The organism is Roseivivax isoporae LMG 25204, from assembly GCF_000521865.1.
Taxonomy (GTDB): domain Bacteria; phylum Pseudomonadota; class Alphaproteobacteria; order Rhodobacterales; family Rhodobacteraceae; genus Roseivivax; species Roseivivax isoporae.
The window spans coordinates 1-21,962 of the sequence record NZ_JAME01000003.1; the positions used below are offsets into that span (position 1 = coordinate 1).

The window sequence follows — 21,962 nt, forward strand, 5'->3', positions numbered from 1 at the left end:
CCGACATGGCCGAACGCATGCCGCTCGCCCCCGAGCTCGACCGTCTGGGGCGGCGCCCGGTCGAGCGGCGGCGCCTCGCCCGCCGTGTCGACCGGATGATCGTCGCGGCGCTGGCGCGCATCCGCGCGGCCGAGGCGCTGAAGGCGCTGCCGGACCTCGTGGCGGGCCTCGCCGCCGCGCTCGTGATCGACGCGGGCGCGCGGGCGGGCGCCGCGCCGGGTGCCGTCGCCGGCGCACTCGCGGCGCTCGGGCTCATGCTCGCGCCGCTGCGCGACCTCGCCTCGGTCTGGAACTTCCATTCCGCCTGGCGCGCCGCGGCGGCCAAGGCGCATGCCGCCCTCGACCGCCCGCAGCGCGGCACCGGCGCCGGGCGGCAGGCGCTGCCGGGCGGACCGGCGGGGATCGAGATCCGCGCCCTGCCTCTGCCCTCGGGCCGGCACCTGTCGCTGTCGCTCGCGCCGGGCGCGCGCCACGCGCTCGACCTGCCGACCCGCGACGCGGCCGCGCTGATGGACGTCCTGCAGGGGCTCGAACCGGTGGCGCAGGACCGCGTGCGCCTCTCGGGCCTCTGCCTGACGGGGCTCAGCCGCGGCACGCTTCGCCGTGGCGTGGTGCGTGTCGGGGCACGGCCCGCGATCCTGCAGGGATCGCTGCGCCGCGCGCTGACGCTCGGCGTGGCGCGCCGGCGGGACGATGCGGCGCTCGTGAAGATGGCGCGGGCGGAGGGGCTCGGGCCGCTTCTCGACCGGCTGGGCGGGCTCGACGGGCGGGTGCGCGAGGGGGGCCGCGACCTTGGTCCCGACGAACGCGTGGCGCTCGCCCTCGTGCGGGCGCGCCAGCTGCGCCCGCGTCTCCTGCTGGTCGAGGCGGAAGTGGCCGCGGCCGATCCGGCGCTCCGGTCGCGGATCGAGGCCTTCGCGGCCGAGACGGGCGCGACGCTCGTGAGCGCCGCGCGGACCGCGACCGTGCCGGCCGAGGCGACCGCGACCTAGCGGTCGCGGTCCGCGAGGCGCGCCGCCTCGTCCTCGGACGGCAGCGGCGCGCCGGCACCGGTCGTGGCGTAGTAGGCGTCCAGCACCTCGAGCGAGGAGGCCGGCACGAAGCTCCCGTCCGCCGCCTCGCGGCCGGCATCAAGGGCGAGCCGCATGTCCCAGCCCTCGCCCGCGTCGCAGGCCACAGACACGGTGCGCCGTCCATCCGCGGCAATCACCTCGTATTCCCGGCAGAACGCGCCCGCGCCGTCCTCGAACGAGGCGATCGCGGCCAGCGTCCGACCGTCCTCGAGCGCCGCGTCCTCGCCCGAGGGCACGGTGTCGAGCGCGTCCGACACGCCCGGGTCGAGCGCGGCGAGCGTGAGCGGCGGCGGCGTCGGCCCGCTGCCCGATCCCACGCCCAGGATGAACCCGCCGGCAAGGCCGACCGCCAGCGCGAGCGAGGCGGCGATCGCCGCGGGTGCCCACGCGCTGCCGCCCTGTGCGGGGGCCGTCGCCGCGCGCGCCCTCAGCGGCACCACGTTATCCGTGGACCGCCCGGCGGCCGCGCCGGCCATGGCCGCGCGCAGCCGCGCCTCCATCCCCTCGGGCAGAGGCGCTTCGGCACGGCGCGCGGCCGCGGCCGACAGCGCGTCGCGCGTGCCGGTGAACAGCCTGAGTCGCTCGGCGAGGTCGGGTTCGGCCGCGAGCCGCGCCTCGAGCGCGGAGGCCTCGGCGGGCGGCAGCTCGCCGTCCGCGTAGGCCATCAGGATCTCGTCCTGTCTGTCGTCTTCTTCGGTCATGGTCTTTCCCCTTCGCGGAGGACAACGAACCGCGGCTCAGTTTATTCCCAATCGCTCCGCCAGCGCCACGCGCGCCCGCGACAGCCGGCTCATGACCGTCCCCCGCGGGATGCCCAGGATCTCGGCGGTCTCGGCATAGCTCATCTCCTCGTAGCAGACGAGGACCAGCACCTCGCGCTGCTCCTCGGGCAACGTGGCCAGCGCGCGCTCGGTCGCGTCGAGCATCAGCCGCGCCTCGGTCACCCGGCTGCCGTCGGACCCGACCTGTTCCGGCGCGTCCGACAGTTCGAGCTCGGTGCCGCGCGTGCGAGTCCGCCGCGTCATGTCGATCCAGGCGTTGCGCAGGATGCGGAACATCCACGGCTCGATCCGCGTCGCGCCGTCGTAGCTGGCGCGGCTTTCGAGCGCGCGCAGCGCCGCCAGTTGCACGAGGTCCTCGGCCACGTCGTGCCGGCGGCAGAGCGAGTACGCGTAACGGTTCAGGTTGGGCAGGATCGCGATGATCCTGTCCTCGAGCGGCACGTCGCCCTGCGCCATCCGTCGCCTCCGCATCCGACTTGGAATATTCCCGCCCCCGCTACGTAATCCGGTATATCCGGGCTGACCACGCAAAAGGGGGACGTCATGACCTTGCGCGCGCTTTTCGCGATTCTCTGCCTCGCCGCGACGCTGCTCGCGCTGCCCGCGCTCGTGGCGGGACCCTGGTCCGGGCCCGCGGGCGCGGTGTTTGCGGATGACGACGACGATGGCGGCGATGATGACGACGGTGGCGATGACGACGACGATGACGACGGCGGCCGCAGCGGGGGGGCGTCCCGCGGCGGGGGCGACGACGGCTTCGGCGTGCGCCGGGGCAGCGGGTCCGATCCGCTGACGCGCTTCCTCGACGACGTCTTCGGGTCCGAGCCGGCGCCGCGCCGCGTCGCACGGCCCTCGCGCCCCGCGCCCGCCCCCGCGCCGGCGCAGGCGCCCGAGCCGCCCCGCCCGGACTTCGCCGAGGACGAGATCGTGACGCTCGCGCTCAGCGATGACGATCTCGCGGTCCTGCAGGGCCAGGGGTTCGCCGTGCTCGAGGAATACGAGGTCGCGGTGCTCGGCCAGACCGCGCGGCGCCTCGCCGTCCCGGCGGAACTGTCGCTCGAGGAGGCGCGCGCGGCGGTGCGTGCGCTCGGCACCGGCACCAGCGCCGATTTCAACCACTACTACCGCAGCGAGGGCTTTCCCGCCGATTGCAGCGGGCTCGAATGTCCGGCGCGCACCGCCTTCGGCTGGCCGCTGCCCGAGGCGCGCGCCGACGGCTGCACCGAGGGGTTGAGCGTCGGCATGATCGACACCGGCATCAATCCCGGGCACGAGACCTTTGCCGGGGCCCGGCTCGAGGTCGAGCGGCTGGCGCCGGGCGATCTGCCGGAATCGCAGGCGCTGCATGGAACGGCCATCGCCGCGCTCTTCGTGGGGGCGCCCGGGACGCGGTCGCCGGGGCTCATGCCCGGCGCGCGGCTCGTGGCCATCGACGCCTTCCACCGTGACCGTGGCGACGAGCGCGCCGACGTCTTCACCCTGATCGAGGCGCTCGACATCCTCGCCGGGCGCGGCGTGCCGGTCATCAACCTCAGCCTCGCCGGCCCCGAGAACGCGACCCTGGGCGACATCGTGACGCGACTCGTCGACGAGCGCGACATCGTGCTGGTGGCCGCGGCAGGCAATGCCGGGCCGCGGGCCGATCCGCTCTACCCGGCGGCGTTCCCGGACGTGCTGGCGGTGACCGCGATCGACCGCGACCGGCGCGTCTACCGCCGCGCGGTGCAGGGGGCGCATATCGACCTCGCGGCGCCGGGGGTCTCGGTCTGGACCGCGGCCTCGATCAGCGGCGCACGGTGGAAGACGGGCACATCCTTCGCCGTGCCGTTCGTGACCGCCGCCGCGGCGCGGCTGCGCGCGGACGCCCCGGATCTCGACGCGCGCGCGGTCATGCAGGCCCTGCGCGACGGCGCGGAGGATCTGGGCGCGCCGGGGCCCGACCCGGTCTTCGGCGCGGGCCTCGTGGCGCGGCCCGCCTGCGCAGGGGATGCGTCGGAGCCAGGCGGCACGCTGCTGCCGATGGCGCTCGACGAGGGGGCGCCGGCGGCGGAGTGACCGCCGCCGGCTGCAGGCGCTTCAGTGGCCGGAATGGTCCTCGGCCGGGGCGTCGCCATCGCGCGCCTCGACGTTGAAGGTGACCTCGACCCGGCCGGCACGCTCGAAGACCAGTACCGCCGGCACCGTGTCCCCGGCCGCGAGGCCGCCGTCGAGGCCCATGAACATCACGTGCAGCCCGCCGGGCGCAAACGTCACGGTCTCGCCCGGCGCGATCTCGAGCCGGTCCACGTGGCGCATCGAGGTGACGCCGTCGGTGGTCTCGGAGCGGTGCAGCATGACCTGCGGCAGCTCGGCTTCGACGGCGAGCAGCGCGTCGGGCTCGGTGCCGGTATTGGTCAGCGTGAGGTAGCCCGCGCCGGCCTTGGCCACGCGCGGCGTCTCGATCGCGTAGGGATGGCCGATCTCGATGGCGCCGGCACGGTATTCGTGCGCCGGCGCGGCAAAGGGCAGGGCGCAGGCCAGCGCCGCGGCAAGAAGCGTCTTCATGGGATGTCTCTCCGTTCGTCCATGGCCGCCGGGGCGTCCCGTCGCGGCCGTCCGTTGTGATCGTTCGTTCAGCGGGACGGAGAGGCGGGGGGCGCACGGGGCAGGGCGGCGCCCTCCCCGGGTGCGGTCACGGGCGGCACGGCCGCCGCGGCGGGCGGTTCGGCCGGAACGAAGCGCGCGGGCGCGAGCGGGAGCGGACCCCGCGCCAGCGGATCGGGAGCCTGCGCGGTCATGCAGGGCTCGTGGGACGGCGTCGCCTGCACCGGAGCGCCATCGGGCCCGAGGATCAACGTGCGCGTCTCGGTGCCCGTGCAGATCACCACCGCCTGCAGGCCCGGCACGCCCGCCGCCGCCAGCGCGGCCGCGCTGCGCGGCAGCAGGATCGCGCAGATCAGCGCGAGGATCACGAAGGGATGAAACGGCCGCCGGTCCATGCGCCATGGGTAAAGCGCTTCGCGGGGCGGGGAAAGCGGCGAAACGTCTCGCCGCGCGCAGCGCGCGGGCCCGGAACGCAGACGGCCCCGCGCGGGGGGCGCGGGGCCGTCCGTCACGCCCCGAGGGGCGTCACTGGTTCCAGGACTGGATCAGCTCGTCGTAGCTGATGGTCTGGGGCTCCTCGTCCTCGTTCTCGAGGGCCGGCTTCGGGGCGCCCGGCTGGTCGAGCCAGTACTGCGCGTCCTGCTCCTCGTTCAGCACGGGGCCGAGATCGCCCTGCACGCCGGCCCGCTCGAGACGGCTCATGACGTCCTCCATGTCCGCGCAGAGCGTGTCGAGCGCTTCCTGCGTGGACTTGGCGCCCGACATGGCATCGCCGATGTTCTGCCACCAGAGCTGCGCGAGCTTCGGGTAGTCCGGCACGTTGGTGCCCGTGGGCGACCACTGCGTCCGCGCCGGCGAACGGTAGAACTCGACGAGGCCACCCAGCCGCGGCGCCCGCTCGGAGAAGTGGTCCGAGTTGATGGTGCTGTCACGGATGAAGGTGAGACCCACGTCCGACTTCTTCACGTCGACGGTCTTGGAGGTCACGAACTGCGCGTAGAGCCACGCGGCCTTGGCGCGGTCGGTGGGCGTCGAGTCGAGGATAGTCCACGACCCCACGTCCTGGTAGCCGACCTTCATGCCTTCTTCCCAGTAGACGCCGTGCGGCGAGGGGGCGAGGCGCCACTTGGGCGTGCCGTCCTCGTTCATCACCGCCTCGGAGGCCACGAGCGGCGGCACGAAGGTGGTGTACATGAACATCTGCTGGGCGATCTGGCCCTGCGCCGGGATCGGGCCGGCCTCGGAGAAGGTCATGCCGGCTGCGGCGGGCGGCGAGTACTTCTGCAGCCACTCGATCGCCTTGTCGACGGCGTAGACGGCCGCGGGCGAGTTCGTCGCGCCGCCGCGTTCCACGCAGGCGCCCACGGGCTGCGAGTTCTCGTTCACCCGGATGCCCCACTCGTCGACGGGCAGGCCGTTCGGCTCGCCCGTGTCGCCCATGCCGGCCATCGACATCCACGCGTCGGTGTAGCGCCAGCCGAGGCTCGGGTCCTTCTTGCCGTAGTCCATGTTGCCGTAGATGTCGCCCTCGACACCCATGTGGCTCAGGTCGCGGCCGGTGAAGAACTCGGCGATGTCCTCGTAGGCCGACCAGTTGACCGGCACGCCCAGCTCGTAGCCGTAGGCTTCCTGGAAGTCGGCCTTGTTCTTCTCGTCGTTGAACCAGTCGTAGCGGAACCAGTAGAGGTTCGCGAACTGCTGGTCCGGCAGCTGGTAGAGGTTGCCGTCGGGCCCGGTGGTGAACTGGGTGCCGATGAAGTCCTCGAGGTCGAGCGTCGGCGAGGTCACGTCGGACGCCTCGCCCGACATCCACTCGGTCAGGTTGCGCGCCTGGCCGTAGCGCCAGTGGGTGCCGATCAGGTCGCTGTCGTTCACGAACGCGTCGTAGACGTTCTGGCCCGACTGCATCTGCACCTGCAGACGCTCGACCACGTCGCCCTCGCCGATCAGGTCATGGGTGACGTTGATGCCGGTGATCGCCGTGAAGGCGGGCGCCAGCACCTGGCTCTCGTATTCGTGCGTGGTGATCGTCTCGGACACCACGTTGATGTCCATGCCGGCGAAGGGCTGCGCGGCATCGACGAACCATTGCATCTCTGCTTCCTGCTCTTCGCGGGACAGCGTCGTGACGCCGGCGATCTCGTTGTCGAGAAACTCGATCGCCTCCTCCATTCCGGCCCAGGCGGGCGCGGACCAGAGGCTCAGGGCAAGGCCCAGCGCCGTTGTGGATTTCAGGGTGACGTTCATTCGTTTCCTCCCATGGGTCTTGAACGTTCTTCGTTTTCGGCCGCGCCCCCTTGTGGCCGGGGGCGCGACGGAAGGCGGGCGTCTCAGACGAAGCGGAACACCGCCGCGGCGTAGACGAGGCAGACGACGAGGGCCCAGTACTGGGGCCCGAGACCGAGACCGAGCCAGATCAGGTTGATGAAGGCCGAGCCCAGCAGCGTGATGAAGAGCCGGTCGCCCCGCGTGGTCTCGATCCGGAGGATGCCCCGGCGGGGCGTCTCGGGAAAGCGGATCGCGAGGATCGAGAAGGTGACCAGCAGGAGCGCGATCACCGCGAAGAAGGCCGCGGTCGGCCAGGTCCATGCCATCCAGGACATCGCTCAGTCTCCCCGCTGGGCGGTGCGGCGCGGGGCGATCGCGGTCGCCCGACGCGCGTGCGCCGCATGTGTGTAGGTCGTGGCGGTGGCGCGGCGCATCACACCCTCCCCAGGGCGAAGCCCTTGGCGATGTAGTTGCGCACGAAGTAGATCACGAGTGCGCCCGGCACGATGGTCAGGACGCCCGCCGCGGCCAGCACGCCCCAGTCGACGCCCGCGGCGCCCACGGTGCGGGTCATCGTCGCCGCGATGGGCTTGGCGTCGACGCTCGTCAGCGTGCGCGACAGGAGCAGCTCCACCCACGAGAACATGAAGCAGAAGAACGCCGCGACCCCGATGCCGCTCGCGATCAGCGGCATGAAGATCTTCACGAAGAACTTCCCGAACGAGTAGCCGTCGATATAGGCGGTCTCGTCGATCTCGCGCGGGACGCCGCGCATGAAGCCCTCGAGGATCCACACCGCCAGCGGCACGTTGAACAGGCAGTGCGCCAAGGCCACCGCGATGTGCGTGTCGAAGAGCCCGACCGACGAATAGAGCTGGAAGAAGGGCAGGGCGAACACCGCCGGCGGCGCCATCCGGTTGGTCAGCAGCCAGAAGAACAGGTGCTTGTCGCCCATGAACGAGTAGCGCGAGAACGCGTAGGCCGCAGGCAGCGCCACCGCGAGGCTGATCACGGTGTTCATCACCACGTAGATCAGCGAGTTCACGTAGCCCATGTACCACGACGCGTCGGTCAGGATCGTGGCGTAGTTCTCGAAGGTCAGGGTGTGTGGAAAGAGCGTGAGCCCCGACAGGATCTCGGTGTTGGTCTTCAGGCTCATGTTCAGCAGCCAGTAGATCGGCAGCATGAGGAAGAGCAGGTAGAGCGTCATCACCACCACCGATCCCGAGGGTCGGCGCAGCCTGCGCGTCCGGGCTGCCGCCCGGTCTGCGGTCATGTCGCCCGGGATCGAGGCGGCGCCGGGAGCCTGTGCAGTGTGGGTCATCCCTTCGCGTCCCTTTTGTCGAGGTTGGTCATCACGGTGTAGAACACCCAGGAGATCAGCAGGATCACCAGGAAGTACATGATCGAGAACGCCGCCGCGGGGCCGAGGTCGAACTGGCCGAGCGCCATCTTGACGAGGTCGATGGACAGGAAGGTGGTGGCGTTGCCCGGACCGCCGCCGGTGACCACGAACGGCTCGGTGTAGATCATGAAGCTGTCCATGAAGCGCAGCAGGATCGCGATCATCAGCACGCCTGCCATCTTGGGCAGCTCGATGTAGCGGAACACGGCCCAGCGGCTCGCCTGGTCGATCTTGGCCGCCTGGTAATAGGCGTCGGGGATCGACTGCAGGCCCGCATAAGCCAGCAGCGCCACGAGCGAGGTCCAGTGCCAGACGTCCATCACGACTACGGTGATCCACGCGGCATAGAAATCCTGCGTGTAGTTGTAGTCGATGCCGATCGCGTCCAGCGTGTAGCCCAGCAGCCCGATGTCGATGCGGCCGAAGATCTGCCAGATGGTGCCCACGACGTTCCACGGGATCAGCAGCGGCAGCGACATGACCACGAGGCAGAACGACGCCCAGAAGCCGCGCTTGGGCATCGACAGCGCCACGAGGATGCCGAGCGGCACCTCGATCGCCAGGATGATCGACGAGAACACCAGCTGCCGGCCGAGCGCGTTCCACATGCGCTCGTCCGCCAGCATCTCCTCGAACCAGCGGATGCCGTTCCAGAAGAACACGTTGTTCCCGAAGGTGTCCTGCACCGAGTAGTTGACCACCGTCATCAGCGGGATCACCGCCGAGAAGGCGACCAGCACCAGCACGGGCAGCACGAGGAACCAGGCTTTCTGGTTGACGGTCTTGTTCATGCGGCCTCTCCTTCCGGCGCGACGCGCCAGTCGTCGGCATAGACGTTGATGCCTTCGGGATCGAAGGTGATGCGGTTCGCGTCGGCGGGGATGCGGGTGCCTTCGCCGGCGATGGCGCTGACCTCGCGCCCGGCGACCTCGAGCCGGACGATCTTGTGGCGGCCCACGTCCTCGACTCGGCGCACGCGGGCGGGGATGCCCGCGTCCCCGGTTCCGATCCGCACGAATTCCGGCCGGACGCCCAGCTGGACCCGGCGCCCGCGCGCGGCATAGGCGCGGCCGAGCTCCACCCGCGCGCCGTCGACCGTGGCGGCGGTGCCCGCCAGCTCGGCGTCGAAGAGGTTCATCCCGGGCGAGCCGATGAAGTAGCCGACGAAGGTGTGGGCGGGACGTTCGAACAGCTCCTGCGGCGTGCCGATCTGCACCACGCGGCCGTCATACATCACCACCACCTTGTCGGCGAAGGTCAGCGCCTCGGTCTGGTCGTGGGTGACGTAGATCATCGTGTGGCCGAAATCGTGGTGCAGCTTCTTCAGCTGCGTCCGCAGCTCCCACTTCATGTGCGGGTCGATCACCGTCAGCGGCTCGTCGAACAGCAGCGCGTTCACGTCCTCGCGCACCATCCCGCGCCCGAGGCTGATCTTCTGCTTGGCATCCGCCGTAAGGCCCCGCGCCTTGCGACCGAGCTCGGCCTCCATGCCGATCATCGCGCCGACCTTCTGCACCCGCCGGGCGATCTCGTCCGCCGGCATCCGCCGGTTCTTGAGCGGGAATGCGAGGTTCTCGCGCACGGTCATCGTGTCGTAGACCACGGGGAACTGGAACACCTGCGCGATGTTGCGCTCGGCCGTCGGCGCATGCGTCATGTCCTGCCCGTCGAACAGCACGCGCCCCTGGCTCGGGATCAGGAGCCCCGAGATGATGTTGAGAAGCGTGGATTTCCCGCAGCCGGACGAGCCGAGCAGCGCGTAGGCCTCGCCGTCCGCCCAGTCGTGGTTCAACTCCTTCAGCGCGAAATCGTCCTCGGCGGACGGGTTCGGCAGGTAGGAATGGGCAAGGTTCTCGAGGGTGATCTTCGCCATCACGCGGCCTCCGCGTAGGGCGCCGAGGCGACGAGCGCGCCGTCCTCGGCGAAGAGGTAGACATGGGCGGGATCGATGAAGACCTGCAGCTGCTGCCCGGGATCGAGGTCGCGCACGCCGTGCACCAGCCCGACCCAGCGCGCGCCGTGGTGGTCGAGGTGCACGAAGGTCTCGGACCCGGTGATCTCGGTCACGCTCAGCGTCGCGTCGAAACGGATCGCGTGGTCCGCCTGCCGGTCGATCTCGACGTGGTTCGGACGGAAGCCCGCGAGGTAGGTGCCGTCCGCGAGGCCCGCATGCCCGAACGTGCCGGCCGGGATGACCTCGCCGCCCGGCGCCACCATCTCGGCGCCGCGCTTGGTCAGCCGCAGGAAGTTCATCGGCGGGTCGCTGAACACCCGCGCCGTGGTGGCGTCCGCCGGCTGGCGGTAGACCCGCGCGGTCGGCCCGAACTGGGTCACGCGGCCCTCCCACAGGGTCGCGCAATGCCCGCCGAGCAGCAGCGCCTCCTCGGGCTCGGTCGTGGCGTAGACGAAGATCGCCCCCGATTTCTCGAAGATGCGCGGGATCTCGGCGCGCAGCTCCTCGCGCAGCTTGTAGTCGAGGTTGGCCAGCGGTTCGTCCAGCAGCACGAGCCCCGCGTTCTTGACCAGCGCGCGGGCCAGCGCGCAGCGCTGCTGCTGGCCGCCCGACAGCTCCAGCGGCTTGCGCTGCAGCATCGGCGCGAGCTGCATCAGGTCGGCGGTCTCGCGCACGCGGGCGTCGATCTCGTCGCGCCCGAGACCCATCAGCCGCATGGGCGAGGCGATGTTGTCGTAGACCGACATCGACGGGTAGTTGATGAACTGCTGGTAGACCATCGCCACCTTGCGGTCCTGCACCCGCATGCCGGTCACGTCCTCGCCGTTCCACAGGATGCGGCCCTGCGTCGGTGCGTCGAGACCCGCCATCAGGCGCATCAGCGACGTCTTTCCCGACAGCGTCGGTCCCAGGAGCACGTTCATCGTGCCCTTCTCGAGCGTCAGGTCCGTCGGGTGGATATGCGTCTCGGCGCCCACAACCTTGGTCACGCCGTCAAGCGTCAGCGTCATATACCGATCCTCCCCGCCGCTATTCCGCGGCCGTGCGCACGTTCCGCGTGCGGCGTTCGTTCATGTAAGACCCTAGCGCCTCGGCGCCCTCCGCGTCGAGCCGCAGTCCGAGCCGGGTGCGCCGCCAGAGCACGTCCTCGGGCGTGCGGGCATATTCGCGGTCCATCAGCCAGTCGACCTCGGCCTCGGTGAGGGTGCCGCCGAAGGACCTCCCCAGCTCCGCCTCCGTCCGCGCGCCGCGCAGAACCGTGCCGGTCTCGGTTCCGTAGGTCCGGAAGAGCCGCAGCGCCCAGTCCGGCGTCAGGAACGGGTGCGCCACGCGCAGCGCGTCGATCCGCGCCCCGGTCTCGGCCACCGGGAAATCGCCCCCCGGCAGGGATGCGCCCGCCGTCCAGGGCGCCCCCCGGGCGCCGAGCCGCGGCGCGATCTTGGCCAGCGCCCCCTCGGCCAGCCGTCGGTAGGTGGTGATCTTGCCGCCGAAGACATGCAGCACCGGCGCGCCCGCGCTGTCGTCGAGCCGCAGCGTGTAGTCCCGCGTCGCAGCGCTCGCCGAAGCCGCGCCGTCGTCGTGGAGCGGCCGCACCCCGGCATAGGACCACACCACGTCCGCCTCCGAGATCGGCGCCGCGAGGTAGCCGTTCACGAAGTCGATGAGATAGCGGCGTTCCCCGTCGGTGCATTCGGGGGCGGTGTCCGCGTCCGCGTGGTCGCGGTCGGTGGTGCCGATCAGGGTGAAGTCCTGCTCGTAAGGCAGCGCGAAGGCGATGCGGCCGTCCGTCCCCTGGAAGAAATACGCCTTGTCGTGATCGAAAAGCCGGGGCGTCACGATGTGGCTGCCGCGCACGAGCCGCACGCCCTCGCCGAGGGACGACCGCACGGTGTCGCGCAGGATGCGTCCGACCCATGGTCCGCCGGCGTTCACCAGCATCCGCGCGCGGTGGGTGCGCTCGGCGCCAGTCTCGGCGTCGCGGGTGAGGATGCGCCAGCCGCCGTCCTCGGCGCGCGCCGACACGACCCGCGTGCGCGTCAGGATCTCGGCGCCGCGCGCCTCGGCGTCCCGCGCGTTCAGCACGACGAGGCGCGAATCCTGCACCCAGCAATCCGAGTATTCGTAGGCGGTGCGGAATTCGGGTCTCAGCGCGCGGCCCTCGGGCGCCGTGGCGAGGTCGAGCCGCGCCGTGCCGGGCAGGATCTCGCGCCCGCCGAGCGTGTCGTAGAGGAACAGCCCCGCCCGGATCAGCCATGCCGGGCGGCGCCCCTTCATCCAGGGCATCACCGCGTTCAGCATGCGCGAGACCGGCGTGTCGCTCTCGAATCGCATGTCGCGGTGAAAGGGCAGGACGAAGCGCATGGGCCAGGCGATGTGCGGCATGGCCCGCAGCAGCCGCTCGCGCTCGATCAGGCTTTCGCGCACCAGCCGCAGCTCGAGATATTCGAGGTAGCGCAGCCCGCCGTGGAAAAGCTTGGTCGACGCCGAGGAGGTCGCCTGCGCCAGGTCGCCCTGTTCCGCCAGCGTCACGCTCAGCCCGCGGCCCGCCGCGTCGCGCGCGATCCCGCAGCCGTTCACGCCGCCGCCGATCACGAAAACGTCGCGCACCTGCTCCGCGTCTTCCCGCATCGATGTCCCCCTCGCGGCCCCCGGGGCCGCCTCTCCTGCCGCGTCGCGCCTCCTCGCGGGACACGGCAGGACCAAGGGTTACCAGTTCAGCGCGAAAAGGAAAGCCTCGATTTTCGTTTTCTTTCGTTTTAACCTGCGATTCGGTGTCCGTCCTGCTGCGTCGCAGCGCGGACGGGAGCGGCATGCCGCGCCCTCGCAGGGATTTTGGGAACCGCGCGCGCGCCTGCGCCTGTCTGGAGTCGGGACCGTGAAAGCGAACGCAAACGAAAGCCGACGACCCGGGCCGCCGCCCCGTGGCGCGCGTCCGCCCGCGTGACCGGCGCATGTCGCAGACCTTCCGCCACCCCGAGATCCTGGAGATTGCCCGCCGCGACGGCCGGGTGACCGTCGAGGGGCTCGCCTGCCATTTCGGCGTGACGCTCCAGACGATCCGACGCGACCTGTCCGAACTGGCCGAGGCCGGCCGGCTCGAGCGCGTGCATGGCGGCGCGGTGCTGCCCTCGGGGACGACGAACATCGGCTACGAGGAGCGGCGCGGCCTCAACGCCGACGGCAAGGGGGCGATCGCACGCGCCTGCGCCGCCGCCATCCCCGAAAGCTGTTCGGTCTTCCTCGACATCGGCACCAGCACCGAGGCGGTGGCGACGGCGCTTCTCGGTCACCGCAACCTGCTCGTGGTCACGAACAACATGAACGTGGCGAACATCCTCGCCGGCAATGCGGATTGCGAGGTGATCGTCACCGGCGGCACGCTGCGCCGCTCGGATGGCGGGCTCATCGGCGACATCACCACCGCGGCGATCCGCCAGTTCAAGGTCGACATCGGCGTGATCGGCTGCTCGGCCATCGACGGGGACGGCGACATCCTCGACTTCGACGTGCAGGAGGTGGGCGTGCGGCAGGCGATCCTCGCCCGCTCGCGCCGCCGCTTCCTCGTGGCCGACCATACCAAGTTCAAGCGCACCGCGCCCGCGCGCATCGCCTCGCTCGCCGACGTGGACACGTTCTTCACCGACGCCGCGCTGCCGCCCGGGCTCGTGGCGGCCTGCCGCGACTGGGGCACCGCGGTCGACGTGGCGCGCGGCGCCTAGCGCCAGTCCTGCGGCCCGATCCCGAGCGTGCGGATGCGCGAGGACAGCGTGGTCGGGCGCACCCCGAGCAGCGCCGCCGCCCCGTTCGCGCCCGACACCACGCCCCCCGTCTCGCGCAGGCAGGCCACGATGTTGTCGCGCACCATGCGCTGCATCTCGGCCTCGGTGCGCACGGCATGCGGCGCGGCCGGCGCGGCGCGCTGCGCCTCGCCCAGTTCCAGGATCAGCTTGCGCCCCTTCGACACGATCGCCGCCCGGTCGATCACGTTGCGCAGCTCGCGCACGTTGCCGGGCCAGTCGTAGTCCATCATCCGCCGCATCGTGCCCTCGGTGATGACCGGGACCGGCCGGTTGAGCCGCCGGCACGCGATGCGCAGCAGCTGAGCCGCCAGTGCCGGGATGTCCTCCGGCCGCTCGCGCAGCGGCGCGCAGGCGATGGGAAAGACGTTGAGGAACAGCAGCAGGTCCTCGCGCACGCGCCCCGATTTCAGCGCCTGTTCGGGGGTGAGGGTGGTCGCCGCGATCACCCGGATGTCGAGCGTCTTGGCGCGCGTGTCGCCAAGCCGCGTGACCGTCCCGCTCTGCAGCGCGTGCAGGAGCCGCCCCTGGATGTCCATGGGCAGCTCGTCCACGTCGTCGAGGAACAGCGTGCCGCCATGCGCGATCTCGAGCCGCCCGGGCCTGTCGCGCACGGCCCCCGGGCCCGCGCCCCGGATCTGGCCGAAGATCTCGGCCGCCACCGCCTCGGGCGCCACCGAACCGCACTTGAAATGGATGAGCGGCCGCCGCGCCCGCGCGCTGTCCTTGTGGATGGCGCTCGCAACCAGCGCCTTGCCGGTGCCGGTCTCGCCGCTGATGAGGACCGTGGCGTCGGTCTGCGCCACGAGCTCGATCCGCGTCAGCAGGAGCCGGATCGCGGGCGAGCTGCCGATGATGTCGTGGTGTGCGCGCTCGGTGCTGATCGCCTCCTGCAGGTAGGCGTTCTCCTCCTCCAGCCGGTCGCGCAGCGCCGCGACCTCGTCCAGCGCCTCGCGCAGCTTGCGCTCGTTCTCCTTGCGCTCGGTGATGTCGCGGAAGATCACCACCGCGCCTGCCAGCACCTTGCTGTCGTAGATCGGCGTCGAGACGTATTCGACGCGGATCGGCTTGCCGTCCTTGCGCCAGAAGACCTCGTCCTCGATGCGGCTCACCCGCTCGTGCCGGAAAGAATGGTAGATCGGGCAGTCGCGGTGGTCGTAGCGCTCGCCGTCGAGATGGTGGTGATGGATGATCGCGTGGGTGTCACGGCCCAGCAGGTCCTCCGCCGACCAGCCCAGCATCTCCTGCGCGGCGCGGTTGACGAAGGTGGTCAGCCCCTCGGCGTTGATGCCGTAGATGCCCTCGCCCGCGGCGTCGAGGATCAGCTGGTTGCGCCGCTCGAGCTCGGCAAAGAAGCCCTGCGCGCGCTTCCACTCGGTGACGCCCGCGCGGTGCAGGCGCGCGGCCTCGGACAGCTCCGCCCGCCGGTTGATCTCGTCGAGGTCGGCCACCGACAGCAGCATCCGCCCCGGCGCCCCCGCGATCAGGCTGCCGCGGATCTCGCAGCGCAGGGGCCGCCCGTCCGCGGCGTCGAGGGCGACGTCCCGCGTCCAGGCCTGCCCGCGGTGGTCGATCTCCTCGAGGAAGACGACGAAGCGCGGCAGCGCGGCCCCGAGCCGGGCCGAGAACCGCCCGCCCCCCGAGAGCCCCAGCAGGGTGTCGGCCCGGGCGTTCCATGCCGCCACGCGGTCGCCCACGGTGTCGAGCACCAGCGCCGCGTCGGGCAGCGCGCACAGCAGCGAATCGGCATCGGGCAGCGGGGCGTCCATGTGCGGAAGCCTAGCCGCCGCACCGCGGCACGGCATAACGATATTTCGTAAATCACGAGATATCGTAACCCAGCGCCCCTGCGGGAATGTCTCAAGCCTTTGCGAAACATGGGGATTTCACCTTCGCCCAAATTGCGGGCACCGGCTTTTGCGCACCCGGCCTCCGGCGCCAGACTTGAGGAGTGACAGATGCAAGGGGAAGCAGATGACCATCAAGAGCCTCGGGGATCCCTATTCCGCCGACACCGACCTGCGCCATGGCGCGTCCTGCGGCTGCGAGAGCTGCACCGCCCGGGAGAAGCCCGACGCCACGCGCATGTCCTCGGACGCCATGCTCGACCGCGCGGTGGAAAGCGCGGTTGTGCGCTCGGTCTTTGGTCACAGCGACATCGGGCGGCGGTCGTTCATGGGCATGATGGGCGGCGGCACGCTGGCCGCCGCGCTCGCCTCGGTGCTGCCGCTCGACAAGGCCAAGGCCGCGATCCTCGACGAACTCGGCGCGCCGGAAAAGACCGACCTCTCCATCGGCTTCGTGCCGATCACCTGCGCGACGCCGATCATCATGGCGCAGCCCATGGGCTTCTACGAACGCCACGGCCTCAACGCCCAGGTGATCAAGACCGCCGGTTGGGCGGTGGCGCGCGACAAGTCGCTGTCGGGCGAATACGACGCCTCGCACATGCTGACGCCCATGCCGCTTGCCATGACGCTCGGCGCGGGCTCGGTCGCCACGCCCTACATCATGCCCGCGGTCGAGAACATCAACGGGCAGGCCATCGTGCTGGCGAACCAGCACCTCGAGCGCCGCGATCCTGCGCAGTGGAAGGGCTTCACCTTCGGCGTGCCGTTCGAATATTCGATGCACAATTTCCTGCTGCGCTACTACGTGGCCGAGCACGGGCTCGACCCCGACCAGGACATCCAGATCCGCGTGGTGCCGCCCCCCGAGATGGTGGCGAACCTGCGCGCCGGCAACCTCGACGGCTATCTCTCGCCCGACCCCTTCAACCAGCGCGCCGTCTGGGAAGGCATCGGCTTCATCCACACGCTGACCAAGGACATCTGGGAAGGGCATCCGTGCTGCGCCTTCGCCTGCCCGCTCTCCTTCGCCGAGGAGCTGCCGAACACCTACGGGGCGCTCCTGAAATCCATCGTGGACGCGACGCAGTACGCGCAGGACCCCGCCCACCGGAAGGAGATCGCCGAGGCGATCTCGCCCACGAACTACCTCAACCAGCCCGTCCCGGTGGTCGAGCAGGTGCTGACCGGCACCTATGCCGACGGCCTGGGCGAGGTGCAGCAGGTGCCCGACCGGATCGATTTCGACCCGTTCCCCTGGCATTCCATGGGCGTGTGGATCCTCACCCAGATGAAGCGCTGGGGCTATATCGAGCAGGACATCGACTACCGTGCGGTGGCGGAACAGGTCTACCTCGCGGCCGACTGCGCCAAGGTCATGCGCGACCTGGGCTACGAGGCGCCCGAGGTGACGTACAAGTCGCACACGATCATGGGCAAGACCTTCGATCCCGCAGCGCCCGAGGACTACGTCGCCTCCTTCGCGATCGGGCGGGGCTGACATGCTGACCTCGCTCTCGCTCAACCAGCGCGCGGCGATCCTGTCGGTCGTCCTGCTCGCCATCGGCCTCCTCGTGTGGGAGGCCGCCATCCCCGCCCAGAAGGCCGCGGGCGAACTCACGGAATACGAGCGGCTGATCGGCGGCGCCGCGCAGAAGGCAGGCATCCCGCCCCCGTCCGAGGTCATCGCCAAGGCGTGGGCCGAGCTGTCGAACCCGTTCTACGACGCGGGGCCCAACGACAAGGGCATCGGCATCCAGATCGGCTACTCGCTCTTCCGGGTGCTCACGGGCTACCTTCTCGCGGCGCTCGTCGCGGTCCCGCTCGGTTTCCTCATCGGCATGTCGCCGGTGGCCTACCGCGCGCTCAACCCGTTCATCCAGGTGCTGCGGCCGATCTCGCCGCTGGCGTGGATGCCGCTCGCGCTGTTCGTGATCCAGGACAGCCAGATGTCGGCGATCTTCGTGATCTTCGTCTGCTCGATCTGGCCCATGCTGCTCAATACCGCCTTCGGCGTCGCGGGCGTCCGCCAGGACTGGGTCAACGTCGCGCGCACGCACGAGCTTGGCGCGCTGCGCACCGCCTTCACCGTGATCCTGCCCGCCGCGGCGCCCACCATCGTGACCGGCATGCGCATCTCCATCGGCATCGCGTGGCTCGTGATCGTCGCGGCCGAGATGCTCGTCGGTGGCACCGGCATCGGCTACTATGTCTGGAACGAGTGGAACAATCTCGACCTGACCTCGGTCATCTTCTCCATCCTCATGATCGGCATCGTCGGCATGGCGCTCGACGCGGCGTTCGGCCAGCTGCAGCGCGCCGTCGCCTACGCCGAATAGGAGCCCCCCAATGAAATCATTTCTTTCCGTCGAGAACCTGACCCAGCGCTATCCCGACGGCGCGGGCGGCACGCTCACCGTGTTCGAGGATGCAAGCTTCGGCATCGAAAAGGGCGAGTTCGTGGTCATCCTCGGCCATTCCGGCTGCGGCAAGTCCACCATAATGAACATTCTCGCCGGCCTGTCGGATCCCAGCTCGGGCGTGGTCAAGATGGACGGCTACGCGGTGTCGGGGCCGAGCCTCGACCGGGGCGTGGTGTTCCAGAACTACTCGCTCCTGCCGTGGCTCTCGGCGCTCGCCAACGTCACCTTCGGCGTGCAGGCGCGCTACCGCGACTGGTCCCGCGCCCGCGTGGTGGAGGAATCGAAGAAATACCTGGCCATGGTCGGTCTCGAGGGCGACGTCCTCAACCGCAAGCCCGCGCAGCTTTCGGGGGGCATGCGCCAGCGGGTGTCGATCGCGCGCGCCTTCGCCAACCATCCCAAGCTCCTGCTGCTCGACGAGCCCTTCGGCGCGCTCGACGCGCTGACCCGCGGCACGATCCAGGACGAACTGCTCAAGATCTGGGCCGGGACCGAGCAGACGGTGTTCATGATCACCCACGACATCGACGAGGCGATCCTGCTCGCCGACCGGATCCTGCTCATGACCAACGGTCCCTTCGCCCGGGTGGCCGAATCGGTCGAGATCACGATCCCGCGGCCGCGCACGCGCACCGGAATCGTGGACCATCCGAACTACTACGCAATCCGCAACCACCTCGTGCACTTCCTCGGGCAGCGCTCCCGGGACCTCGCGGGCCGGGTCGAGGGTGGCACGCCGCCACCCGAGACGGTGCGCCTCGACGTCACCGGCGGCGAGCCCGACGCCGAGGCCGAGCCTGCGCCGCGGCTGCGCGCCGTGAACCACTGAACGTGTCCCCGGTGACCGCCGACGCTCCCCGCCCGCCGCTGCCGCCGTTCTCGCGGGAGGACGCGGTGCGGAAGGTGCGGATGGCCGAGGACGCCTGGAACGGGCGCGACCCGGCACGGGTGGCGCTGGCCTACACGCCCGACACGCGCTGGCGGAACCGGTCGGACTTCCTGAACGGGCGTGCGGAGGTCGAGGCCTTCCTGACCCGCAAATGGCAGAAGGAGAACGGCTACCGCCTGATCAAGGAGCTCTGGGCCCATGACGGCGCCCGCATCGCGGTGCGCTTCGTCTACGAATGGCACGACACGGGCGGCGCCTGGTTCCGGGCCCACGGCAACGAGAACTGGGAGTTTTCGGACACCGGCCACATGGCCGTGCGCCACGCCTCGATCAACGACGTGCCCATCGCCGAGGCCGACCGCCTCTTCCGCTGGCCGCAGGGCCCGCGGCCGACCGACCATCCGGGGCTGACCGCGCTCGGCCTCTGACCCCCCGATCTGCCTGAAAGAGAGAGGAGAGACCTGACATGAAGGACAATTACGAAGTGCCGGCGATGATGACCAAGGAAGACGTGACCGCGATGATCCTGTCGGCCAAGAAGACCGCCGGCCTGACCTGGGAAGAGATCGCGGAGCGGATCGACATGTCGCCGGTCTGGACCCATTCCGCCTGCATGGGCATGAACGCCTTCCCGAAGGACCGGGCGGCGGCGCTCGTCTCGGCCCTGGGCCTGCCGCAGGAGGCCGCCGGCGTCCTCGAGGAAAGCCCGACCAAGATCTGGGAACAGGCCGTGCCTACCGATCCCTGCATCTACCGGCTCTACGAGATCGTCGGCGTCTACGGCCCGACCATCAAGGCGCTGATCCACGAGAAATTCGGCGACGGCATCATGTCCGCCATCGACTTCGACATGCAGATCACCCGCGTGCCCAATCCCAAGGGCGACCGCGTCAGGATCGAGATGTCCGGCAAGTACCTCGGCTACAACAGCTGGTAGGCCCGACGCCGCGGCCGGACAACGATTCGGCCGCGGTCTCCGCGTCGGCGCGCGCAGCCGGACGAGCGGACTCCCCAAGGCGTGCATGCAGCTCGCGCCGTGTCCCGAGCAGCGGGAATTGCGTGAAAATCTCCGAAAAACCTGACGGATTGCCGCTGATTGCGCACATGCGCGACGCAATCCCGCCACGAAGGCGGCGCCACAAGAGCGCTGTTCTGCCGCCTGCTTTTTGTTTTGCGAGTCTGGGGGGCGATCGCGGCCCGGCTATGCGCCGCGCGATCGTCAGTGATGTTCCGGCAGAACGACCGGCCGGCACTGAAATAAGTGCCGACCGGTTGTGTGAGCGAGTGCCGTCAGGGAACAGCTGACGTTGGTTCTAGGTGGTGCAGGTCTGTCGCAACCCCTTGTCGGCAGACCTGCTTGCCCGCAGTGGTTAACGATTACCCTCAACCCGCGACTCACCACAATTGGGGGAATCCCTTATAGGGAGATCCCGTAACGCGGACCGCGCCCGCGGCGGGCTCAGTTCAGCGCCACGAGCTTTCCGGGGTTGAGGATGTTGCGCGGGTCCATCGCGCGCTTGAGCGTCGCCATCACGCCCACCGCCGCGCCATGTTCCTCGGCCATGTATTTCAGCTTGCCCGTGCCCACGCCGTGCTCGCCCGACACCGTGCCGCCGAGGTTGAGCGCCAGCTTGCAGACCCGGTGCGCGAGGTCCTGCGCGCGCGCGAGCTCCTCGGCATTGCCGGGCTCCACGAGAATCAGCAGGTGGAAGTTGCCGTCGCCCACGTGGCCGACCAGAGGCGCGATCAGCCCCGCGGCCGCGATCTCCTCCTTGGTGCGCGCGATGCTCTCGGCCAGCGCCGAGATCGGCACGCAGACATCGGTCACCACGCCGTCGCAGCCCGGCCGCAGCGCCTTGCCGGCATAGTAGGCGTTGTGCCGCGCCTCCCAGAGCCGCGTGCGCTCCTCGGTCCGCGTGGCACAGGCAAAGCCCGCGGCGCCGTGCTCCTCGGCAATGGCGCGGAAGGTCTCCACCTGTTCCGCAACCCCTGCCTCGGTGCCATGGAACTCGAGGAACAGGTGCGGTTTCTCGGGCAGCTTCAGGTCCGGGTTGTAGAGGTTCATGCCCCCCATCTGCACCTCGTCCAGAAGCTCGATCCGCGCCATCGGCAGGCCCGACTGGATCGCCAGGATCACCGTGTCGACCGCCGAGGCCACGTCGGGAAACGCCGCCGTCGCCGCCGAGACGCGCTCGGGCACGCCGTGCAGCTTCACCGTCAGCTTGGTGATGATGCCGAGCGTGCCCTCCGATCCGACGAAGAGGTGCGTCAGGTCGTAGCCGGTCGAGGACTTGCGCGCCCGCGTGCCGGTCTCGATCACCGTGCCGTCCGCCAGCACCACCTCGAGCGCGAGCACGTTCTCGCGCATCGTCCCGTAGCGCACCGCGTTGGTGCCCGAGGCCCGCGTCGCCGCCATCCCGCCGAGGCTCGCGTCGGCTCCCGGATCGACCGTGAACATGAGCCCCGAGGCACGCAGGTGTTCGTTCAGCGCCTTGCGCGTCACGCCGGGCTCCACCACAGCGTCGAGATCCGCCGCGTTCACCGCGAGCACCCGGTTCATCCGCGAGAGGTCGAGGCTGATGCCGCCCCGCACCGGGATCACGTGCCCCTCGAGCGAGGTGCCGACCCCGAAGGCCGTCACCGGGCAGTCGGCCCCGGCGCAGAGCGTCACGATGCGCGACACCTCCTCGGTCGTCTCGGGAAAGGCCACGGCATCGGGCAGGGCGTGCGCGCTGTAGGCCTCGTCGCGGCCGTGCGCCTCGCGCACCGACTGCCCCGTGGACAGGCGCTCGCCGAGCAGCGCGCGCAGCGCGTCGATCAGGTGGGAACGGTCGGTCATGTCATCCTCTCCGGCTGGGGCAGGGCGGTTCTAGCACCGCGCGCCGCGGGGCGACAATCCGGCCCCCGCGCGCCCGGTGTTTCGCCACGCGCGCCCCGCCGC

21 protein-coding genes are annotated in these 21,962 nt (G+C 70.3%); 8 read left to right on the forward strand and 13 right to left on the reverse strand.

Features of this window, described 5'->3' with window-relative positions:
- The coding region (locus RISW2_RS25000; RefSeq protein WP_043766023.1) for a P-loop NTPase family protein at positions 1-992 on the forward strand (992 nt) is incomplete at its 5' end.
- Here the strand turns inward: RISW2_RS25000 and RISW2_RS02200 are convergent.
- Positions 989-1,774, reverse strand: coding sequence for an anti-sigma factor family protein (locus RISW2_RS02200; RefSeq protein ID WP_043766025.1), 786 nt, complete (start codon positions 1,772-1,774; stop codon positions 989-991). The two genes, RISW2_RS25000 and RISW2_RS02200, sit on opposite strands and share 4 nt — an antisense overlap.
- A gap of 36 nt (positions 1,775-1,810) precedes the next feature.
- A complete protein-coding gene (locus RISW2_RS02205; RefSeq protein WP_043766028.1) occupies positions 1,811-2,311 on the reverse strand; it encodes an RNA polymerase sigma factor in 501 nt (166 codons plus the stop codon).
- 87 nt (positions 2,312-2,398) lie between these two features.
- Between RISW2_RS02205 and RISW2_RS02210 the strand changes: the two genes are divergently transcribed.
- Positions 2,399-3,910 (forward strand): S8 family serine peptidase, encoded by a 1,512-nt coding sequence (locus RISW2_RS02210; protein ID WP_051491752.1) that lies wholly within the window; start codon positions 2,399-2,401, stop codon positions 3,908-3,910.
- A 21-nt stretch (positions 3,911-3,931) separates the two neighbouring features.
- Here the strand turns inward: RISW2_RS02210 and RISW2_RS02215 are convergent, their stop codons facing one another.
- The 9 genes from RISW2_RS02215 to glpD all read right to left on the reverse strand — a co-directional run bounded on the left by RISW2_RS02215 (position 3,932) and on the right by glpD (position 12,693).
- The gene (locus tag RISW2_RS02215; protein ID WP_043766030.1) at positions 3,932-4,399 is read right to left on the reverse strand and encodes a copper chaperone PCu(A)C; all 468 of its coding nucleotides are present in this window, start codon (positions 4,397-4,399) and stop codon (positions 3,932-3,934) included.
- A gap of 68 nt (positions 4,400-4,467) precedes the next feature.
- Entirely contained in the window at positions 4,468-4,833 is a 366-nt protein-coding gene (locus tag RISW2_RS02220) for a hypothetical protein (protein WP_043766032.1), read from the reverse strand.
- 130 nt (positions 4,834-4,963) lie between these two features.
- Positions 4,964-6,685, reverse strand: a complete 1,722-nt coding sequence (locus tag RISW2_RS02225; protein WP_211238654.1) for an ABC transporter substrate-binding protein — start codon at positions 6,683-6,685, stop codon at positions 4,964-4,966.
- An 83-nt stretch (positions 6,686-6,768) separates the two neighbouring features.
- Positions 6,769-7,041 (reverse strand): DUF2160 domain-containing protein, encoded by a 273-nt coding sequence (locus RISW2_RS02230; protein ID WP_043766036.1) that lies wholly within the window; start codon positions 7,039-7,041, stop codon positions 6,769-6,771.
- A 98-nt stretch (positions 7,042-7,139) separates the two neighbouring features.
- Positions 7,140-8,030 (reverse strand): carbohydrate ABC transporter permease, encoded by an 891-nt coding sequence (locus RISW2_RS02235; protein WP_051491753.1) that lies wholly within the window; start codon positions 8,028-8,030, stop codon positions 7,140-7,142.
- The gene (locus RISW2_RS02240) at positions 8,027-8,902 is read right to left on the reverse strand and encodes a carbohydrate ABC transporter permease (protein WP_043766038.1); all 876 of its coding nucleotides are present in this window, start codon (positions 8,900-8,902) and stop codon (positions 8,027-8,029) included. The genes RISW2_RS02235 and RISW2_RS02240 overlap by 4 nt, the downstream gene beginning before the upstream one ends.
- Positions 8,899-9,984 carry an ABC transporter ATP-binding protein gene (locus RISW2_RS02245; protein WP_043766041.1) on the reverse strand — a complete coding sequence of 362 codons (1,086 nt, stop codon included), beginning with the start codon at positions 9,982-9,984 and terminating at the stop codon, positions 8,899-8,901. Before RISW2_RS02245 ends, RISW2_RS02240 begins: the two co-directional genes overlap by 4 nt.
- The gene (locus RISW2_RS02250; protein ID WP_043766045.1) at positions 9,984-11,075 is read right to left on the reverse strand and encodes an ABC transporter ATP-binding protein; all 1,092 of its coding nucleotides are present in this window, start codon (positions 11,073-11,075) and stop codon (positions 9,984-9,986) included. The genes RISW2_RS02245 and RISW2_RS02250 overlap by 1 nt, the downstream gene beginning before the upstream one ends.
- Positions 11,076-11,094: 19 nt before the next feature.
- The gene (gene glpD / locus RISW2_RS02255) at positions 11,095-12,693 is read right to left on the reverse strand and encodes a glycerol-3-phosphate dehydrogenase (RefSeq protein WP_043766048.1); all 1,599 of its coding nucleotides are present in this window, start codon (positions 12,691-12,693) and stop codon (positions 11,095-11,097) included.
- Between the two features lie 323 nt (positions 12,694-13,016).
- Here glpD and RISW2_RS02260 point away from each other — a divergent pair, with 323 nt between their 5' ends.
- Positions 13,017-13,784 carry a DeoR/GlpR family DNA-binding transcription regulator gene (locus RISW2_RS02260; protein WP_043766052.1) on the forward strand — a complete coding sequence of 256 codons (768 nt, stop codon included), beginning with the start codon at positions 13,017-13,019 and terminating at the stop codon, positions 13,782-13,784.
- Here the strand turns inward: RISW2_RS02260 and RISW2_RS02265 are convergent.
- On the reverse strand, positions 13,781-15,631 hold the full coding sequence (locus RISW2_RS02265; RefSeq protein WP_043766054.1) for a sigma 54-interacting transcriptional regulator: 1,851 nt from the start codon (positions 15,629-15,631) through the stop codon (positions 13,781-13,783). The genes RISW2_RS02260 and RISW2_RS02265 overlap by 4 nt on opposite strands.
- A gap of 205 nt (positions 15,632-15,836) precedes the next feature.
- On the opposite strand from RISW2_RS02265, the gene RISW2_RS02270 reads away from it, so the two are divergent.
- The 5 genes from RISW2_RS02270 to cynS are packed head-to-tail and all read left to right on the forward strand — an operon-like array spanning position 15,837 to position 19,958.
- Positions 15,837-17,210: a CmpA/NrtA family ABC transporter substrate-binding protein gene (locus RISW2_RS02270; RefSeq protein WP_043766057.1), complete on the forward strand. Its 1,374-nt coding sequence runs from the start codon at positions 15,837-15,839 to the stop codon at positions 17,208-17,210.
- A gap of 1 nt (position 17,211) precedes the next feature.
- Positions 17,212-18,048 (forward strand): nitrate ABC transporter permease, encoded by an 837-nt coding sequence (ntrB, locus tag RISW2_RS02275; protein WP_244437492.1) that lies wholly within the window; start codon positions 17,212-17,214, stop codon positions 18,046-18,048.
- Positions 18,049-18,058: 10 nt separating this feature from the next.
- On the forward strand, positions 18,059-18,961 hold the full coding sequence (locus RISW2_RS02280) for an ABC transporter ATP-binding protein (RefSeq protein ID WP_043766060.1): 903 nt from the start codon (positions 18,059-18,061) through the stop codon (positions 18,959-18,961).
- A gap of 11 nt (positions 18,962-18,972) precedes the next feature.
- Entirely contained in the window at positions 18,973-19,449 is a 477-nt protein-coding gene (locus RISW2_RS02285; protein ID WP_043766063.1) for a nuclear transport factor 2 family protein, read from the forward strand.
- Positions 19,450-19,487: 38 nt separating this feature from the next.
- Complete coding sequence (cynS, locus tag RISW2_RS02290) at positions 19,488-19,958, forward strand: cyanase (protein ID WP_043766067.1); 471 nt, start codon at positions 19,488-19,490, stop codon at positions 19,956-19,958.
- Between the two features lie 522 nt (positions 19,959-20,480).
- Here cynS and RISW2_RS02295 read toward each other — a convergent pair.
- Positions 20,481-21,860 (reverse strand): FAD-binding oxidoreductase, encoded by a 1,380-nt coding sequence (locus RISW2_RS02295; protein ID WP_043766070.1) that lies wholly within the window; start codon positions 21,858-21,860, stop codon positions 20,481-20,483.
- Positions 21,861-21,962: the final 102 nt, after the last annotated feature.

What these genes read in the sequence shown, in the direction of transcription:
- RISW2_RS02210 (WP_051491752.1), top strand. Translation starts at nt 2,399, where the DNA reads ATGACCTTGCGCGCGCTTTTCGCGATTCTCTGCCTCGCCGCGACGCTG.
- cynS (WP_043766067.1), top strand. Translation starts at nt 19,488, where the DNA reads ATGAAGGACAATTACGAAGTGCCGGCGATGATGACCAAGGAAGACGTG.
- RISW2_RS02240 (WP_043766038.1), bottom strand. Translation starts at nt 8,902, where the DNA reads ATGAACAAGACCGTCAACCAGAAAGCCTGGTTCCTCGTGCTGCCCGTG.
- RISW2_RS02220 (WP_043766032.1), bottom strand. Translation starts at nt 4,833, where the DNA reads ATGGACCGGCGGCCGTTTCATCCCTTCGTGATCCTCGCGCTGATCTGC.
- RISW2_RS02245 (WP_043766041.1), bottom strand. Translation starts at nt 9,984, where the DNA reads ATGGCGAAGATCACCCTCGAGAACCTTGCCCATTCCTACCTGCCGAAC.
- RISW2_RS02280 (WP_043766060.1), top strand. Translation starts at nt 18,059, where the DNA reads ATGAAATCATTTCTTTCCGTCGAGAACCTGACCCAGCGCTATCCCGAC.
- RISW2_RS02215 (WP_043766030.1), bottom strand. Translation starts at nt 4,399, where the DNA reads ATGAAGACGCTTCTTGCCGCGGCGCTGGCCTGCGCCCTGCCCTTTGCC.
- RISW2_RS02250 (WP_043766045.1), bottom strand. Translation starts at nt 11,075, where the DNA reads ATGACGCTGACGCTTGACGGCGTGACCAAGGTTGTGGGCGCCGAGACG.
- RISW2_RS02295 (WP_043766070.1), bottom strand. Translation starts at nt 21,860, where the DNA reads ATGACCGACCGTTCCCACCTGATCGACGCGCTGCGCGCGCTGCTCGGC.
- RISW2_RS02205 (WP_043766028.1), bottom strand. Translation starts at nt 2,311, where the DNA reads ATGGCGCAGGGCGACGTGCCGCTCGAGGACAGGATCATCGCGATCCTG.
- glpD (WP_043766048.1), bottom strand. Translation starts at nt 12,693, where the DNA reads ATGCGGGAAGACGCGGAGCAGGTGCGCGACGTTTTCGTGATCGGCGGC.
- RISW2_RS02200 (WP_043766025.1), bottom strand. Translation starts at nt 1,774, where the DNA reads ATGACCGAAGAAGACGACAGACAGGACGAGATCCTGATGGCCTACGCG.
- RISW2_RS02270 (WP_043766057.1), top strand. Translation starts at nt 15,837, where the DNA reads ATGACCATCAAGAGCCTCGGGGATCCCTATTCCGCCGACACCGACCTG.
- ntrB (WP_244437492.1), top strand. Translation starts at nt 17,212, where the DNA reads ATGCTGACCTCGCTCTCGCTCAACCAGCGCGCGGCGATCCTGTCGGTC.
- RISW2_RS02260 (WP_043766052.1), top strand. Translation starts at nt 13,017, where the DNA reads ATGTCGCAGACCTTCCGCCACCCCGAGATCCTGGAGATTGCCCGCCGC.
- RISW2_RS02225 (WP_211238654.1), bottom strand. Translation starts at nt 6,685, where the DNA reads ATGAACGTCACCCTGAAATCCACAACGGCGCTGGGCCTTGCCCTGAGC.
- RISW2_RS02265 (WP_043766054.1), bottom strand. Translation starts at nt 15,631, where the DNA reads ATGGACGCCCCGCTGCCCGATGCCGATTCGCTGCTGTGCGCGCTGCCC.
- RISW2_RS02230 (WP_043766036.1), bottom strand. Translation starts at nt 7,041, where the DNA reads ATGTCCTGGATGGCATGGACCTGGCCGACCGCGGCCTTCTTCGCGGTG.
- RISW2_RS02235 (WP_051491753.1), bottom strand. Translation starts at nt 8,030, where the DNA reads ATGACCCACACTGCACAGGCTCCCGGCGCCGCCTCGATCCCGGGCGAC.